The sequence below is a fragment of the Methylobacillus methanolivorans genome, from assembly GCF_044751345.1.
GTDB classification, from domain to species: domain Bacteria; phylum Pseudomonadota; class Gammaproteobacteria; order Burkholderiales; family Methylophilaceae; genus Methylobacillus; species Methylobacillus methanolivorans.
This window is the reverse complement of the sequence record NZ_JBIWXY010000003.1, coordinates 86,520-102,179: the sequence shown is the minus strand read 5'-3', so window position 1 is coordinate 102,179 and position 15,660 is coordinate 86,520. Positions and strand designations below refer to the sequence as shown.

The window sequence follows — 15,660 nt, the reverse complement described above, 5'->3', positions numbered from 1 at the left end:
AGGTAGTATAGATGTGTGCGTCAGCATGGCATCCCCGGCAAAATTGTTTTATGGTGGAGCTTGGCGGCAGATGATATTGATCTGCCGCCAACCATTCCAAATATGAAGCCGAGGAGAAATGAATGAACCAGTATGCACATGTCGTTGGACGTATCCTGCTTGCCATCATTTTCATTGTTGCGGGTGTAGGCAAAATTGCGGATCAGGCTGGCACTATCGCTTATATGGAGTCTGCCGGAATACCGGGCATCCTGTTATGGCCCACCATTGCACTTGAGCTTCTCGGTGGTATTGCCATCATCATTGGCTTCCAGACAAGACTGGTTGCCTGGGCGCTCGCGATTTTCTGTATCGCAGCAGCCTTTCTGTTTCACTTCGATCTCAAAGATTCAATGCAGACTATTCTGTTCCTGAAGGATCTCGCCATGGCTGGCGGCTTCCTGATCCTGGCAAGCTCTAGCGCACTGTGGTTTGCAGTCGATAATCGTCGCAGCTAATCTCGACTCCACTTCAACCCATACCCCACCTGGCCTATCCAGACCAGTTGGGGATTTTATTATTCATTTTTCAGGAATTGTGAAATGAAGTTATTTCCATTCATTGGATCAATGAAGCACGGCATAATCATGCCATCCTCTGATTGTTAACCGTTTTTCATTTCGCCAGGAGCATCGCCATGACCAAAGCCATCAGCTATGCAGCACATGACCCCAAGTCACCGTTATCCCCGTTCACCTTCGAGCGTCGCGAGGTAGGAGCCAACGATGTGCAGATCGAGATTTTGTACTGTGGCGTCTGCCATTCAGACTTGCACCAAGCCAGGGATGAATGGGGCAACTCCACTTTCCCCATGGTGCCTGGTCACGAAATCGTTGGCCGCGTCACCCAGGTTGGTAGTCACGTGAAGAAATTCAAGGCTGGCGACCTTGCCGGCGTCGGTTGCCTGGTAGACTCCTGCGGCACTTGCCCAGACTGCGCAGAGGGCCTGGAGCAATTCTGCAACCAATCCGTGTTCACCTATAACAGCCCGGATAAACAGTCCCCCGGACAATCGACTTATGGTGGTTATTCCAACCTGATCGTCGTCGATGAGCGTTTCACGCTCAAGATTTCAGACAAGCTGAATCTGGCTGCCACAGCGCCCCTACTCTGCGCAGGCATTACCACTTACTCTCCGCTGCGCCACTGGAATGTCGGCCCTGGGCAAAAAGTCGGTATTGTTGGCCTGGGCGGTCTTGGCCATATGGGTGTGAAATTTGCCAAGGCATTTGGTGCGCATACGGTATTGTTCACGACCTCTCCAAGCAAAGTAGAAGATGCCAAGCGATTGGGTGCCGATGAGGTAGTAATCTCGAAAGATGCTGCGCAAATGCAGCAACATGCCCTCAGCTTTGATTTCATCCTGAATACTGTCGCCGCGCCACATGATCTTGATCAATTCATGGGCCTGCTTAAGCGCGATGGCTCCATGTGCCTGGTTGGCGTGCCCGATAGTCCACATCCATCCCCCAGCGTCGCCAACCTCATTTTCAAGCGCCGCAAGCTGGCAGGCTCATTGATCGGCGGTATCAAGGAAACCCAGGAAATGCTCGACTTCTGCGCCGAGCACAACATTACCTCGGATATTGAATTGATCCCCATCCAGGAGATCAATACCGCATTCGAGCGCATATTAAAGAGCGATGTGAAATACCGCTTTGTGATTGATATTGCCAGCCTCAAACAAGCTGCTTAAGCCACACTTCATGCAACAAAAAAGCACACCTAGGTGTGCTTTTTTACTTTTCCATACTGCCAGTATCTCAGGCTTTTTTCCTGAAGCTGTCCAGTATCAGCAACGCCACACCTACGCAAATCGCGGAATCTGCCACATTAAAGGCTGGCCAGTAGTATTCCTGGTAATGGAAGAACAGGAAATCAACCACGTAGCCCAAGGTGACGCGATCATAAAGATTGCCCAAGGCACCGCCCAGCACCAAGGCCAGCGCAAAACAAAACAGATGCTGCTGCGGATGCTTACGCAACAAGCGAATGATGATCGCTGACGCGACCACGGCAATCGCACTGAAAAAGATGCGCTGCCAGCCGCCAGCTGCGGCGAGGAAGCTGAATGCCGCCCCCTCGTTGTGATAGCGCACCAAGTCAAAAAATGATGTTAGCGGCAGGTGTTCGCCATACTCAAACGCCTTGAGCACCCAGTGCTTGGTATATAAGTCCAATGCGATCACGATGCCGCTCAGGCCTAGCCATTTAAGCATAATGACGTGACTCACCCTTGCCAAAGAGATTGCTCACGCACCGTCCACAGATCGTGGGATGATCCGCATCGCTACCCACATCGGCACGGTAATGCCAGCAACGGTCGCACTTGGCATGCGTGCTAGCACTGACCTGTACTTCCAGCTCGCCTTCACCTGCATGCAAGGTAGCGCGCGAAGCCATCAGGACGAAGCGCAAATCCTCATGCAATCTTGCTAGTGCAGCATGGGTCTCACCGCTGGCGTAGATATCCAGCTCGGCCTGTAGTGAAGCGCCTATCTTGCCTTGCGCACGTTCGTTCTCGATGGCTTTATTGGCAACATTGCGCACTTCAAGCACGGCTTGCCAATCTTGCAGCACTGACGCATCCAGACCATGCGCCGGCAATACATACCAGACCTCTTCAAATACCGTGGCCTGGGCATCCAAGCCTAAGGTATTCCAGATTTCATCTGCCGTGAAACTCATGATAGGTGCCATCAGGCGCATCAAGGCATGAGTAATATGGTGTAGCGCACTCTGTGCGGAACGACGCGCGTGGGATTGATCTCCCGAGGTGTACAAGCGGTCTTTCAGTACATCCAGATAGAAGCCGCCTAGCTCCTCGGAGCAGAAGCCCACCAGCTTTTGTACGGCGAGGTGGAATTCATAACGATCAAAATCAGCAATCACTTGCTCCTGCAATTGCTGCGTCAATGCCAGGCCAAAGCGATCCAGTTCCAGCCATTGTTCAACCGGCAGCAAATCCTGCTTGGCATCGAAATCTGCCAGGTTAGCCAGCAGGAAGCGCAGGGTATTGCGAATACGGCGATAGCTATCGGTCACACGCTTGAGGATTTCCTCGGATAACGACATTTCGCCGGAATAATCAGTGGAGGCAATCCACAGGCGCAGCATGTCAGCGCCCAAGCGGTTGCAGATATCCTGCGGCTCAATACCGTTGCCGCGAGATTTGGACATCTTGTAGCCCTTCTCGTCCACGGTAAAACCATGCGTCAGCAAGGCATGATAAGGCGCACGCCCATCAATGGCGCAACCGGTGAGCAGCGAAGACTGGAACCAGCCACGGTGCTGGTCTGATCCTTCCAGATACAGGTCGGCCGGGCTTTGCAGCTCAGGACGGCGCTTTAATACCGCCGCATGCGTAGCACCGGAATCGAACCAGACGTCTAGTGTATCGGTCACCTTTTTATATTGGTCGGCATCCTCTGGCGCATGCTGGTCCAGGAAAGCCGCGCCATCCAGCGAGAACCAGGCTTCAATACCTTGCTGCTCGACTTGCAAAGCCACGGTTTCCAGCAACACCGCAGTTTGCGGATGCGGCTCGCCTGTCTCCTTATGCACGAAGAACGGCATAGGCACGCCCCAGTTGCGCTGGCGGGAGACACACCAATCAGGACGATTCTTGATCATCGCTTCAAGGCGAGCACGCCCCCAGGCCGGGAAGAAAGCCGTATCATCCACCGCCTTGTTGGCCAGCTCGCGCAACGACTTGCCATTGCTACCTACCTGGTTCATGCCGATGAACCACTGGTGAGTGGCAAGTTGCATCAGTGGTGTTTTGTGGCGCCAGCAATGCGGAAAGCTATGGTTGAGGCGTGCACTGGCGAACAACGCGCCTTTTTCCTGCAATACGGTGAGGATGACCTTATTGGCCTCTTGGCGGTTAAGGCCGCGGATAGCAGCAAGCTCAACCAGTTCGCTAGTGAAGAACTTGCCATCGCCGCCGATCAGCACACGCGGCTTTTCTTCAGGGTAGTTGGCACGCATCACCAACCAGTCGTCATTACCGTGAGCAGCAGCCGTGTGCACCAAGCCAGTACCGGCATCAGTAGTGACATGCTCGCCGGTAATAACAGGCACCGTGCGTTGGTCAAAAGGATGTTGCAACAGCAAGCCCTTTAGTGCCACGCCCTTGGCAGAGCCCAGCACTTGCGCCTCTTCTTCACCATAGCGCTTGAGCGTTACCTCGACCAGATCATGCACCAACACCAGCAGGCCTCGCGAAGTTTGTACCAGGTCGTAATCCAGCTCAGGATGGACACTCACTGCCTGATTGGCAGGCAAAGTCCAAGGGGTAGTCGTCCAGATCACGGCATAAGCATCGCCCGTGATGGCGGTATTAAACGCTACGCCCAGCGCGACATTGTCGACAAACTTGAAACCAACATCGATCGCTGGCGAATTGACATCTTCATACTCAACTTCAGCCTCAGCCAATGCGGAACCGCAATCCACACACCAGTGCACCGGCTTGGAACCTTGGTAGAGATAGCCATTGCTATAAATATCGCCGAGTGCACGAATAATGTCAGCCTCGGTATGAAAATCCATGGTCAGATAGGGATGATCCCAATCGCCCAACACGCCGAGACGAATGAAATCCTGCTTTTGCTTGGCTACCTGCTCGGCAGCATAAGCGCGGCATAACTCGCGGAACTGGGCAGGCGGGATATCCTTGCCATGCTGCTTCTCAACAGCAAGCTCAATCGGCAAGCCATGGCAATCCCAGCCCGGCACATAAGGCGCATCAAAGCCGGATAAAGTCTTGGACTTGACGATGATGTCCTTCAATATTTTATTGACTGCATGTCCGAGGTGAATCGCACCGTTGGCATACGGAGGGCCATCGTGCAGGATGAATTTCTTCGCACCTTTGCGTGCATTGCGTATACGCTGGTACACCTGTTTTTCCTGCCAGCTCTTCAGCCATGCGGGTTCACGCTTTGCCAAGTCTCCACGCATAGGGAAGCTGGTTTCTGGCAGATTCAACTTGTATTTGGTGTTTTCGCTCATCGGTCTAGTGTCTATCTATCTTCAAAATCTTTTTTAAGGATAGCTGCGGAAATAATCACGCGCCATCTCTGCGTCCTTGGCAATCCAGTACTTCAATGTATCTAGGCTGTCGAACTTCATCTCATCCCGTATCTTGTGCATGAACTTCACCCGTACATGCCTGCCATAGATATCGCCATTAAAATCAAACAAATGCACTTCCAGCGTCGGCTTGCCATTTTGCTTGACCGTTGGCCGCACGCCAAGGCTGGCAACGCCGGGAAGGTCTGCCCCATTGCCTTCAGCCAAACCCTCTAATTTTACCGCATAGATGCCAAACAACGGTGGCCTATCGTGCAGCATATGGATATTCGCCGTCGGGTAACCTAGCTCTCGCGCCAGCTTATCGCCATGTACCACCTTGCCGCTAATGCTGTAAGGGCGCCCCAGCAAGCGCGCAGCCTCCACCAGCTGGCCTTGGGCAAGCGCTTCACGCATGGCAGTACTGGAAACACGCTTACCATCAAGGTTGACCTGCGGCTGACTTTGCAGATTAAACCCGGCGCGGACAAAGTCCTGCATGCTGCCCTGCCGCCCTGCGCCGAAGCGAAAATCTTCGCCGACCAAGACCGCACGTGCATCTAGCGCATTGCGCAAAATGTCCTGCATAAAAGCTTCGACGGTGATCGCAGCGAAACGGCGATTAAAATGGCAGACATAGACGTACTCCACGCCAGCCTCGGCAAATAACTCCAGCTTCTCACGTAACGAAGTCAGCCGCGCAGGTGCCTGATCAGGCGCAAAAAACTCTCTGGGATGCGGCTCAAAAGTCATCACTGCCGATTTAAGACCTTGTGCTGCTGCCACTTCATTGAGGCGCTGCAACAAGGCCTGATGCCCTAAGTGCACGCCATCAAAATTGCCAATTGCTACAGCGAGTGGATGATGAGCGGCCTGGTGAAAATGACGGAATATCTGCATACAACCAGGCTCCTCAGCTCACACTACGCTTGATGAAATCACGCACACGCAAGCCCATCAACCACAAGGCAGAAAAATAGACCACTACGCCCAGGCCCACCAATCCAATCAAGTAAACAAGCTTTTGCCATAAGGTGGCTTGGAGCCAATATGCGCTATCTCCTGCGCCCCACCATAGAGCAACACCCATGACCAGCAAAGCCACGACAACGCGTGCAATGAAGCCCAACCAACCAGGCTGTGGCTGGTAAATCGCGCTCTTGCGCAGGTTGTAATAAAGCAATCCAGCGTTGATGCACGCCCCCAGACCTATAGCCAATGCCAGGCCAGCATGCTGGAAGATACCGACAAACGCCAGGTTCATCAGCTGAGTAGCGATCAAGGTCACCACGGCAATCTTGACCGGCGTCTTGATGTTCTGGCGCGCATAAAAGCCAGGCGCCAGCACTTTCACCAAAATCAGGCCGAGCAAGCCCAGGCTATACGCGATCAAGGCCTGGCGCGTCATCCAGACGTCATGCTCGGTAAAAGCACCATAGTGGAATAAAGACGTTACCAAGGGCACAGACAATACCGCCAACGCCACGGCAGAAGGCAAGGCCAGAATCAAAGTCAGGCGCAAACCCCAATCGAGCAATGCGGAGTATTCCTGCTCAGCCTTATCCGCCACGCTCTTGGATAAGCTAGGCAGCAGAATCGTCCCGAGCGCCACGCCAAGCAAGCCAGTGGGGAACTCCATCAGGCGATCTGCGTAATACAGCCAGGAAACACTGCCGGTGGCCAGGAAGGAAGCAAAAATGGTGTTGATCAGCAATGACAGCTGAGCAATGGAGACACCGAATACCGCCGGCCCCATGAGGCGCAGGATACGCCAGACCCCTTCATCATGGAAATCGAAGCGTACACGGGGCAACATACCGATCTTGCGCAAGAAAGGTAATTGGAAAGCCAGCTGTAGCACACCGCCCGCAAATACCGCCCAAGCCAGCACCATAATAGGAGGATCAAAGTAAGGCGCAAAAAACAATGCCGCAATGATAAAAGCAATATTGAGCCAAACTGGAGTAAACGCTGGCACAGAGAACTTGCTGTAAGTATTCAACACCCCACCAGCAAGCGACACCAGGGAGATCAGCAAGATATACGGGAAAATAATGCGCAGCATATCTATCGTCAGCGCAAAGCTTTCCGGCTCGCTATGCGCCCAACCAGGGGCGCTAACATAGGCAATGGCAGGAGCGGCCAGCATACCGAGCAAGGTCACACCCATGAGCACAAGGCCCAACAGAGTGGCTACTTTGCTGATCAGATCATAGGTTTCATCGTGGCCACGGCGATTCTTGTACTCGGCGAGAACCGGCACAAATGCCTGGGAAAAAGCCCCCTCGGCAAACAGACGGCGCAAGAGATTGGGTATCTTGAAAGCGACAAAAAAAGCATCGGTGTAGATCCCGGCACCGAATACGCGTGCAATCAATGTATCCCTGACAAACCCCAAGATGCGGGAAAGAAATGTCATGCTCCCGACAGCAGCCAACGCTTTTAACAGATTCATTGCACACGCATCACAGTCATCAAGTCCAACGGATAGACCAAAGCGGTGATTTTATCACGGCTAGTCCATCAACTCACTGAAAGCGCAACATAGGGATTGCGTTTACTCAGAATATTAGTTAATATGCTGGGCTTCGATTTCAATTTACAGGAATTATCATCCATGGCTAATAGCGCACAGGCGAGAAAGCGTGCACGTCAGGCAATCAAGCAACGCGCCCACAATGCAAGTTTGCGCTCGGCTCTGCGTACCGCGGTCAAAAAGATCATTAAAGCGGTAGAAGCCGGCGACAAGACTGCAGCACAAAGCGTGTTCAATGAAAATGTCAGCGTGATCGACCGTATTGCAGACAAGAAAATCATTCACAAGAACAAGGCAGCTCGCCATAAGAGCCGCCTGAGTGCAGCGATCAAGGCTCTTGCCTAACAAGCTCACTTACTTGTGTAAAAAAGCCGGGATATCCCGGCTTTTTTATTGCCCTCAGCTCCAGAAATTCCGAATATCCTCTTAGCCACTCGAGCGCTATCCGATGATTGAAACAAAAAAGCCAGGCACTCGACCTGGCTTTGACATAATCAGAACCTTAGTCCTCAATCCCTAATGCATGACGCACCTTCAAGGCACCCTGCAAGGTCTGCTCCATTTTCTCGCCAATAACGGTAAAGTGGCCCATCTTGCGACCCGGCCTGGCTTCATGCTTGCCATACAAATGCATCTTCAGGCCAGACTCGGCATAGGCCTGATCCCATGCAGGCTCACCATCACCCCAGATATCTCCCAGCAGGTTGACCATGACCGCAGGACTATGCTGGCGCGCATCACCCAGCGGCAAGCCAGCCAACACACGAACCTGCTGCTCAAATTGATTAGTGACACAAGCATCAATGGTGTAATGCCCGGAATTATGTGGGCGCGGCGCCATTTCATTGACCAGCAAACGACCCTCACTTACAAAAAACTCCACACCCAACACACCGGTGTAATTAAGCTTTTTCGCCACTTCAATCGCTAGCTGACGCGCCTGATCGCGAATAGAGGCATCCCCACGTGCAGGTGCAATGCTGACATCCAGAATGCCATTGAGGTGACTATTTTCTGCCACAGGGAATGTTTCAACATTGCCATCTGCGTCACGCGCCAGCACCACGGAAACTTCATAATCCAGCTTGAGCATACGCTCCAAGACGCAGACTTCCGCGCCAAACTTCTCAAATGCAGCATGCGCTTCTTCTGGCGTTTTTATCCGTGCTTGACCTTTTCCGTCGTAGCCAAAACGCGCCACCTTGAGGATTGCAGGATAAAGCCCACTATCTTCCGCCGGAATATCAGCTTCCTGCTGGATCACAGCATAAGGCGCCACAGGCAGGCCAGAATCCCGGAAAAAGTTTTTCTCTGCTACGCGGTTCTGCGCAATAGCAACAGAAGCCGCAGCAGGGCGCACAGTCCTGTGCTGCGCAAGAAATTCCAGCGTCGAAGCTGGCACATTCTCAAATTCGGTGGTGATGGCGGCACACTGCTCGGCCAGAGACTGCAATGCCACTTTGTCGTCATAAGCCGCACAAAGATGCACATCGGCAATCTTGCCAGCAGGACTGTTGCGGTCAGGGTCCAACACTGCCACCTTGTAGCCCATCTCATGCGCCGCAATAACGAAGAAACGGCCCAATTGACCGCCACCCAACATCCCCAGCATTGCTGGGGGCAATATGGTTGTTGCACTACTCACGTACAAGCTCCTTAAAACTCAATATCCAGCATTGCAATCAAGGCTGGTCTTGCAATGTCATATCCAACACGCGCGCAGACTGCGCGGCACGGAAATCAGCCAGCTTTTGCGCCAGCGCAGCATCGGTGGTCGCAAGAATGGCAGCAGCAAAAAGGCCAGCATTCGCCGCCCCCGCTTCGCCAATGGCGAATGTCGCCACAGGGATTCCCTTAGGCATTTGCACGATAGACAGTAAAGAATCCTGGCCTTGCAAATGCTTGGAAGGCACTGGCACACCCAGCACCGGCAATGTCGTCTTGGCTGCCACCATGCCCGGCAAGTGCGCAGCACCGCCAGCACCTGCAATGATCACACGCACGCCACGCTCGGCTGCCTGCTCGGCAAACTCGAACATCAGGTCTGGCGTACGGTGTGCCGAGACAACGCGCGCCTCATAGGCAATACCGAAATCCGCCAGCATTTGTGCGGCAGCACGCATCACGGGCCAATCGCTATCAGAGCCCATGATGATGCCTACTAATGGTTGAGACATGATTTCCCCTTATACCAGAATCAGGTTATCGCGATGAATGAGTTCAGCCTCATCGACATAACCCAGAATATGTTCAATGTCGTGACTAGGCTTACGCAATATGCGCGCCGTTTCCAGGGCGCTGTAATTTACCAAGCCACGGGCAATTTCCCGCCCTTCCGCGTTGACGCATGACACAACCTCGCCACGTTCAAAGCTACCCTCAACGGCGATCACGCCAATCGGCAACAAGCTGCGCCCACCTTCAAGCAAAGCCTTGGCAGCGCCGTCATCCAGCACCACTTTACCAGCCAAGCGTAAATGATCAGCCAGCCACTGCTTGCGTGCCAAGGTCTTGACCTGGCCCGCCTTGAGGTGAGTGCCTAGCACATCACCTTGCGCAAGCCTGATCAGCACGTCTGGCTCACGCCCGGAGGCAATAATGGTATGTGCACCGCTACGCGCAGCACGCTTGGCAGCAAGTATTTTCGTTAACATGCCACCACTGCCAATCAATGTACCAGCGCCGCCCGCCATTTTTTCCAGCGCAGGATTTCCAGCGGTTTCATGCTGAATGAATTCCGCATCTGGATGCTTGCGTGGGTCGGCTGAATACAAGCCCGGCTGATCGGTCAAAATAACCAGGGCATCAGCTTCAATCAGATTGGCCACCAAAGAACCCAAGGTATCATTGTCGCCAAAGCGGATTTCATCCGTCACCACCGTGTCATTTTCATTGATGACGGGGATCACGCCCAGATCGAGCAAGGTGCGCAAGGTAGTGCGGGCATTCAGATACCGCTTGCGATCTGCAAGATCAGCATGCGTGAGGAGGATTTGTGCAGTGTGTAGCCCATGAGAGCTAAAACAGGTTTCATACATCTGCACCAAGCCCATTTGTCCCACAGCCGCCGCCGCCTGCAATTCATTGATAGCTACCGGGCGCTTTTTCCACCCCAGGCGCTGCATGCCCTCGGCAACCGCACCACTGGAGACCAGCACCACCTGCTTGCCAGACTGCACCAGCCGGGCAATCTGATCTGCCCAGGCGGCAATGGCAACCTTATCCAAACCAGCACCATTATTGGTGACTAGACTGGAACCAACCTTGACTACCAAGCATTTCGCATTCAACAACAATGACGTCATGTCCGCCTATCCGCCAGCCTAATACCCAGTAACTGAGTCAGCCCCAGCACTGGCAGCTGCTTCGTGATCGGCACGACTCGTTTCTTCCACATGCTCCATGATGGCATAGGTCAATTCACGGCAGCCAATGCCAGCCAAGGCTGAAATCGCAAAATAACGGCCTTCCCAGCCCAGCTTCTGGACAAACTCAGCAACCTTTTCTTCGCTGTCTTCCAGCATGTCAACTTTATTGAGCACCAGCCAGCGCGGTTTGTTATACAACTCTTCGTCATACTTGCGCAGCTCTTCCGTGATAGCGATCGCCTCGCGAACCGGATCTACTGCCTCATCAAATGGCGCCAAATCAACCAAATGCAGCAACAAGCGAGTACGTGAAAGATGACGCAGGAATTGGTGGCCAAGGCCTGCACCTTCAGCCGCCCCTTCGATCAGCCCTGGCACGTCGGCAATCACGAAGCTGCGATTAGCATCTACACGAACAACACCAAGGTTGGGATGCAAGGTGGTAAAAGGATAATCCGCCACCTTGGGCTTGGCCGCAGAAACTGAACGAATGAACGTAGATTTTCCAGCGTTGGGCATTCCCAACAAGCCAACATCAGCCAACACCTTCAGCTCAAGATAGAGTTCGAACTCCTCCCCTGCATCGCCCTTGGTACACTGGCGCGGCGCGCGGTTGATACTGGACTTGAAATGGATATTGCCCAAGCCGCCATTGCCACCCTTGGCAACCATCACCCGCTGATCATGCTCTGCGAGGTCAGTCAGCACCTGTCCTGTCGCCTTGTCACTAATGACAGTGCCGACAGGCACCCGCAGCACCATGTCATCGCCACCCGCACCATATTGATCCGAGCCACGACCATTTTCACCGCGCTTTGCGCGGAAAACACGCGTATAGCGATAATCCACCAGGGTATTGATATTGCGGTCAGCGATCATGTAGATAGAGCCACCACGACCGCCATCCCCACCATTGGGGCCACCCATGGCTTCATATTTCTCGCGGCGGAATGTGGCGACACCGTTACCGCCATCACCTGCATAAACCTTGATCGTGGCTTCGTCTATAAACTTCATGATCGCTATCTGTTAAGGGTTGAACCGATTAAGGCAGTTATCATACTGCCTGAAATAAAAAAGCCCTATCAATGCGATAGGGCTTTTTCCGAATCACGCCAGTATTAAGCTGGAACGATGCTGACCAACTTGCGACGCAATGCGCCTTTCACGGAGAAAGCCACTTTGCCGTCAACCTTGGCATACAAGGTGTGATCCTTGCCAATACCAACATTTTCGCCTGGGTGCATCTTGGTACCACGCTGACGAATGATAATGCTGCCAGCGGAAACAAACTGGTCGCCAAAAGCCTTAACACCCAGTCGCTGCGCTTGTGAGTCGCGACCGTTACGGGAACTACCGCCTGCTTTTTTGTGTGCCATTTTTCACTACTCCTTACTTAGCAGCAATCTTTTCAATCTGGATTTCAGTAAAGCTCTGGCGATGGCCTTGAGTTTTACGATAGTGCTTACGACGACGCATCTTGAAGATCAAGACCTTGTCGCCACGACCGTGAGCCACAACCTTGGCTTGTACGCTCGCACCCTGAACCAGAGGAGCACCAATGGTGGTGTTTTCACCATCAGAAACCAACAATACCTTGTCGAGGGTGATTTCGCTGCCGACTTCGCCCGCCAACTTTTCTACCTTAAGCTTGTCACCAGCGGCTACGCGATATTGTTTGCCACCAGTTTTGATAACTGCATACATGGTTATGCCTCGTTTGCTACGCATTCAAATGAATCGGGCATTATACGGAAAACTACACGGAAAGCAAATGCTATTATTGACCATGCTAATTAGCCACGAAAACGGCAATTTTAAAATGCCTCTCCGGCATGCGGGCGCTGTTTCCGCTATTGCATATGCTAGAATCCCGAGACTTATTTTTGGCAGCCAGACGTGTCCCTAGCTTTTATTCAATCCTGCATCGCAGAAGACATGCAAAAAGTCGATGCGGTGATTCGCAAATCCCTGCATTCCGATGTCGTCCTGATCAATCAGGTGGCTGATTATATCGTCAATAGTGGCGGCAAGCGCTTAAGACCTGCCTTGGTACTACTCTCTGCCGGAGCATTTGGACGTATCGAACCGCAGCATCACGAACTGGCTGCCGTCATTGAACTCATCCACACATCGACGCTACTGCATGATGATGTCGTCGATGAGTCTTCATTACGGCGCGGCAAGGCAACTGCCAATACATTATTCGGCAATGCAGCCAGCGTACTGGTGGGTGACTTTATTTATTCACGCACATTCCAGATGATGGTCAGCATCAAGAGCATGCGGGTGATGGAAGTGTTATCCGAAGCGACCAACACGATCGCTGAAGGTGAAGTGCTGCAACTACTTAATGTCCACGATGCCGACATCACGGACGAAGCCTATTTAAAGGTTATCCACTACAAAACCGCTAAGCTGTTCGAAGCGGCCACACGGTTAGGTGCCATCATCTGCGGCACCGACGCTCAGGATGAAGCCGCGATGGCAGAATACGGCATGCGCTTGGGCACAGCATTCCAGCTGGTTGACGATGTGCTCGACCTAAGCGGCGACAGCACAGAAATTGGCAAGAATCTGGGGGATGACCTTGCTGAAGGCAAGCCCACCCTGCCCTTGCTATATGCCATGCGCCATGGCACCGAAGCTCAACGTACGATTATTCGCCATGCCATCGAGCAAGGCGGCTTGGATGAGTTGCCTGCGGTAATTGATGCAGTCAAGAATACTGGCGCATTGGAGCATGTACGCAAAGTTGCCAGTGATGAGGCTGCCACTGGCTGCAAAGCCATTGCCCACTTACCAGAAACCCCTTACAAGCAGGCCTTGTTACAGCTGGCTGAATTTGCCGTCTCGCGCAGCTACTAAACGTAGCAACGATTTAAGAGCCAAACTCTATTTGCCCATATCCCAACAGGGTACCAGTGGTATAAGCCACATCGATCAGCGCCACCTGGTAATCCACCAGGGCACGTATTTCCTTGATCTGCGACTCGCCTAGCCTACTCAGCATTTCCAGCACCTCGGTCATGTTGCGCAAGCCTTCATTAAACTGTTTCAACTCACCATCATAATTGACACCCGCCAGCATCACTTGCTGCCTCGCGGCAATCATGCGCTGCCAATGCTGCTCTGCCCGGTCTACGCCATCATGAATCTCGCGCTTGACCGTCAACACTTGTAACTCCTTGGTTGCCAAGCGCTGCATGCGCTGCTGCACGGCCTGTTGCAGCTGGTTACGGCGCGCCTCATTGGTCATGGGCAACTCGAAACGCAAGCCCACGGACCAATCATTAAAGCGATTATCGAAGGGGCTGTTATAAACTTGGGAAAGACTATTGTCTCCAGCAGACAAGGCCCCATAACTGTAATCTAGTGTGAATAACGGCAATGTCTGATTCTGCAAATACTCGATCTTGTTGAGATCGGCAGCAAGCTTCAGCTCAAGCTCCAGCAACTCCAGCCTTCCCTGCATCGCTGAATCCACCAGCCTATCTCTATCAAACTCATAATGCACAAGGATGGGCTCGGATTGCGGACGAATCAACGCATGGCCTTCAAAGGTATATTGTGGATCATTAAGCAAGAACTGCAATTGGCGCTGGCTAAGCTGCAAGCGGGTCTTCGCCATGATCAATGCTTCTATGCGATCAGACACGCCGATTTCTGCACGACTGGCCTCAATGCTTGCCACCAGCCCCTCTTGCACCTTGCGTCGTACCATCTCAAGGTTACGCGTAGCCAGTTCGTACTGTTGCTGCCTTACCTCCAACTCTGCCCAGGCAGCATACAAATCCCAATAAGCCTTGTCTATCAAGGCAATGACACGTATGGATTGCAAGCGGGTACTGGCATCTACCGCCTGCCTATCTAAGTCAGCAATGCGAATACTGGCCTCGTTGACCTTGATGCCAGCATTGCGCAATAAGGGCTGGCTGATTGAAAACCGCGTGGCGCGCCTGTACTCATCAGTACCCAACGCCCCCTCGGTCAGCTTGCGTTCAAAAGGCGTACTCAAACGCACCGTACCACCGGTCCTCAGCGGAATGGCAATGCCAGCTTCACCATCTAGGTAATCGATTTGCTGCTCAGCCTTGTTCAACTTGACCAATTGCCCATCCAGCGAGGCATCCTCCGCCTTGAGCTGCACGATATCGCCACTGGTCAATGGACGATTTTCGCGCGTGCGTCGCAAGCTGGCATAGATGATGTTATCGAACTTGGCGCGTTCAGCCCCCAGAACGCTTTGCGCAATTTGTGGATCAAACTGCACCACTTTAAGAGAAAGGTTGTTACGTAAGGCGCGTGCCCTTACATCCGCAATCGTCAGCCCATGCTCAACGCCAGTCGGCGCCAATACCTGCCCAGGATGCTCCGCCAACAAATCATCGAGTTTGATATTGAGCTTGTTGGGCGAGGATAATTTGTATTCTTGCTGTGTCGCAGCATAGTCTTCATCCAACGTGGTTGCACGCCCTTGACTCATACTGTTGAGGTCCAGGCGATCTGGCAGGCGAATCGCCTGCGCTGGTACATCTCCTGCCATTTCTGTTGCAGCCCAGGCCGCAACTGGTGCCAGGGCGACAAAACCCAGACACACCAATACTCGGCAATGGTTGATGATTGATTCCGGCCTCATAC

The 15,660-nt window shown here is 52.9% G+C and carries 15 protein-coding genes; 4 read left to right on the top strand and 11 right to left on the bottom strand.

From position 1 onward, the window contains the following. Positions 1-122: 122 nt before the first annotated feature. Both ACIKP9_RS12820 and ACIKP9_RS12815 read left to right on the top strand, forming a co-directional pair. Entirely contained in the window at positions 123-497 is a 375-nt protein-coding gene (locus tag ACIKP9_RS12820) for a DoxX family protein (protein ID WP_400883631.1), read from the top strand. Positions 498-676: 179 nt separating this feature from the next. Beyond that, positions 677-1,735, top strand: a complete 1,059-nt coding sequence (locus tag ACIKP9_RS12815) for an NAD(P)-dependent alcohol dehydrogenase (protein WP_400883628.1) — start codon at positions 677-679, stop codon at positions 1,733-1,735. Positions 1,736-1,802: 67 nt separating this feature from the next. Here ACIKP9_RS12815 and lspA read toward each other — a convergent pair whose 3' ends face one another. Genes lspA through murJ form a run of 4 tightly spaced genes read right to left on the bottom strand, consistent with a single transcriptional unit; the run spans position 1,803 to position 7,570 of the window. After that, complete coding sequence (gene lspA, locus ACIKP9_RS12810; protein WP_400883625.1) at positions 1,803-2,258, bottom strand: signal peptidase II; 456 nt, start codon at positions 2,256-2,258, stop codon at positions 1,803-1,805. After that, complete coding sequence (gene ileS, locus ACIKP9_RS12805) at positions 2,251-5,055, bottom strand: isoleucine--tRNA ligase (protein WP_400883623.1); 2,805 nt, start codon at positions 5,053-5,055, stop codon at positions 2,251-2,253. Before ileS ends, lspA begins: the two co-directional genes overlap by 8 nt. Positions 5,056-5,088: 33 nt before the next feature. Beyond that, a complete protein-coding gene (locus ACIKP9_RS12800) occupies positions 5,089-6,015 on the bottom strand; it encodes a bifunctional riboflavin kinase/FAD synthetase (protein WP_400883620.1) in 927 nt (308 codons plus the stop codon). A gap of 13 nt (positions 6,016-6,028) precedes the next feature. After that, positions 6,029-7,570, bottom strand: coding sequence for a murein biosynthesis integral membrane protein MurJ (gene murJ, locus ACIKP9_RS12795; protein ID WP_400883617.1), 1,542 nt, complete (start codon positions 7,568-7,570; stop codon positions 6,029-6,031). A 162-nt stretch (positions 7,571-7,732) separates the two neighbouring features. Between murJ and rpsT the strand changes: the two genes are divergently transcribed. Continuing rightward, entirely contained in the window at positions 7,733-7,996 is a 264-nt protein-coding gene (rpsT, locus tag ACIKP9_RS12790; protein WP_230348911.1) for a 30S ribosomal protein S20, read from the top strand. Between the two features lie 157 nt (positions 7,997-8,153). On the opposite strand, the gene ACIKP9_RS12785 is transcribed toward rpsT, so the two are convergent. The 6 genes from ACIKP9_RS12785 to rplU form a co-directional block, all read right to left on the bottom strand. Next, positions 8,154-9,296 carry a 5-(carboxyamino)imidazole ribonucleotide synthase gene (locus ACIKP9_RS12785; RefSeq protein WP_400883613.1) on the bottom strand — a complete coding sequence of 381 codons (1,143 nt, stop codon included), beginning with the start codon at positions 9,294-9,296 and terminating at the stop codon, positions 8,154-8,156. Positions 9,297-9,333: 37 nt separating this feature from the next. Then, positions 9,334-9,828, bottom strand: coding sequence for a 5-(carboxyamino)imidazole ribonucleotide mutase (gene purE, locus ACIKP9_RS12780; protein ID WP_400883606.1), 495 nt, complete (start codon positions 9,826-9,828; stop codon positions 9,334-9,336). A gap of 9 nt (positions 9,829-9,837) precedes the next feature. After that, positions 9,838-10,956, bottom strand: coding sequence for a glutamate 5-kinase (gene proB / locus ACIKP9_RS12775; protein WP_400883604.1), 1,119 nt, complete (start codon positions 10,954-10,956; stop codon positions 9,838-9,840). Between the two features lie 18 nt (positions 10,957-10,974). After that, positions 10,975-12,036: an Obg family GTPase CgtA gene (gene cgtA, locus ACIKP9_RS12770; RefSeq protein WP_400883602.1), complete on the bottom strand. Its 1,062-nt coding sequence runs from the start codon at positions 12,034-12,036 to the stop codon at positions 10,975-10,977. Between the two features lie 104 nt (positions 12,037-12,140). Beyond that, positions 12,141-12,398, bottom strand: coding sequence for a 50S ribosomal protein L27 (rpmA, locus tag ACIKP9_RS12765; RefSeq protein WP_230348915.1), 258 nt, complete (start codon positions 12,396-12,398; stop codon positions 12,141-12,143). 13 nt (positions 12,399-12,411) lie between these two features. Further along, a complete protein-coding gene (gene rplU / locus ACIKP9_RS12760) occupies positions 12,412-12,726 on the bottom strand; it encodes a 50S ribosomal protein L21 (RefSeq protein WP_230348916.1) in 315 nt (104 codons plus the stop codon). A 192-nt stretch (positions 12,727-12,918) separates the two neighbouring features. Between rplU and ispB the strand changes: the two genes are divergently transcribed. After that, positions 12,919-13,887 carry an octaprenyl diphosphate synthase gene (ispB, locus tag ACIKP9_RS12755; RefSeq protein WP_400883599.1) on the top strand — a complete coding sequence of 323 codons (969 nt, stop codon included), beginning with the start codon at positions 12,919-12,921 and terminating at the stop codon, positions 13,885-13,887. Positions 13,888-13,900: 13 nt separating this feature from the next. Here ispB and ACIKP9_RS12750 read toward each other — a convergent pair whose 3' ends face one another. Beyond that, positions 13,901-15,658: a TolC family protein gene (locus tag ACIKP9_RS12750; protein ID WP_400883597.1), complete on the bottom strand. Its 1,758-nt coding sequence runs from the start codon at positions 15,656-15,658 to the stop codon at positions 13,901-13,903. Between the last annotated feature and the right edge of the window lie 2 nt (positions 15,659-15,660).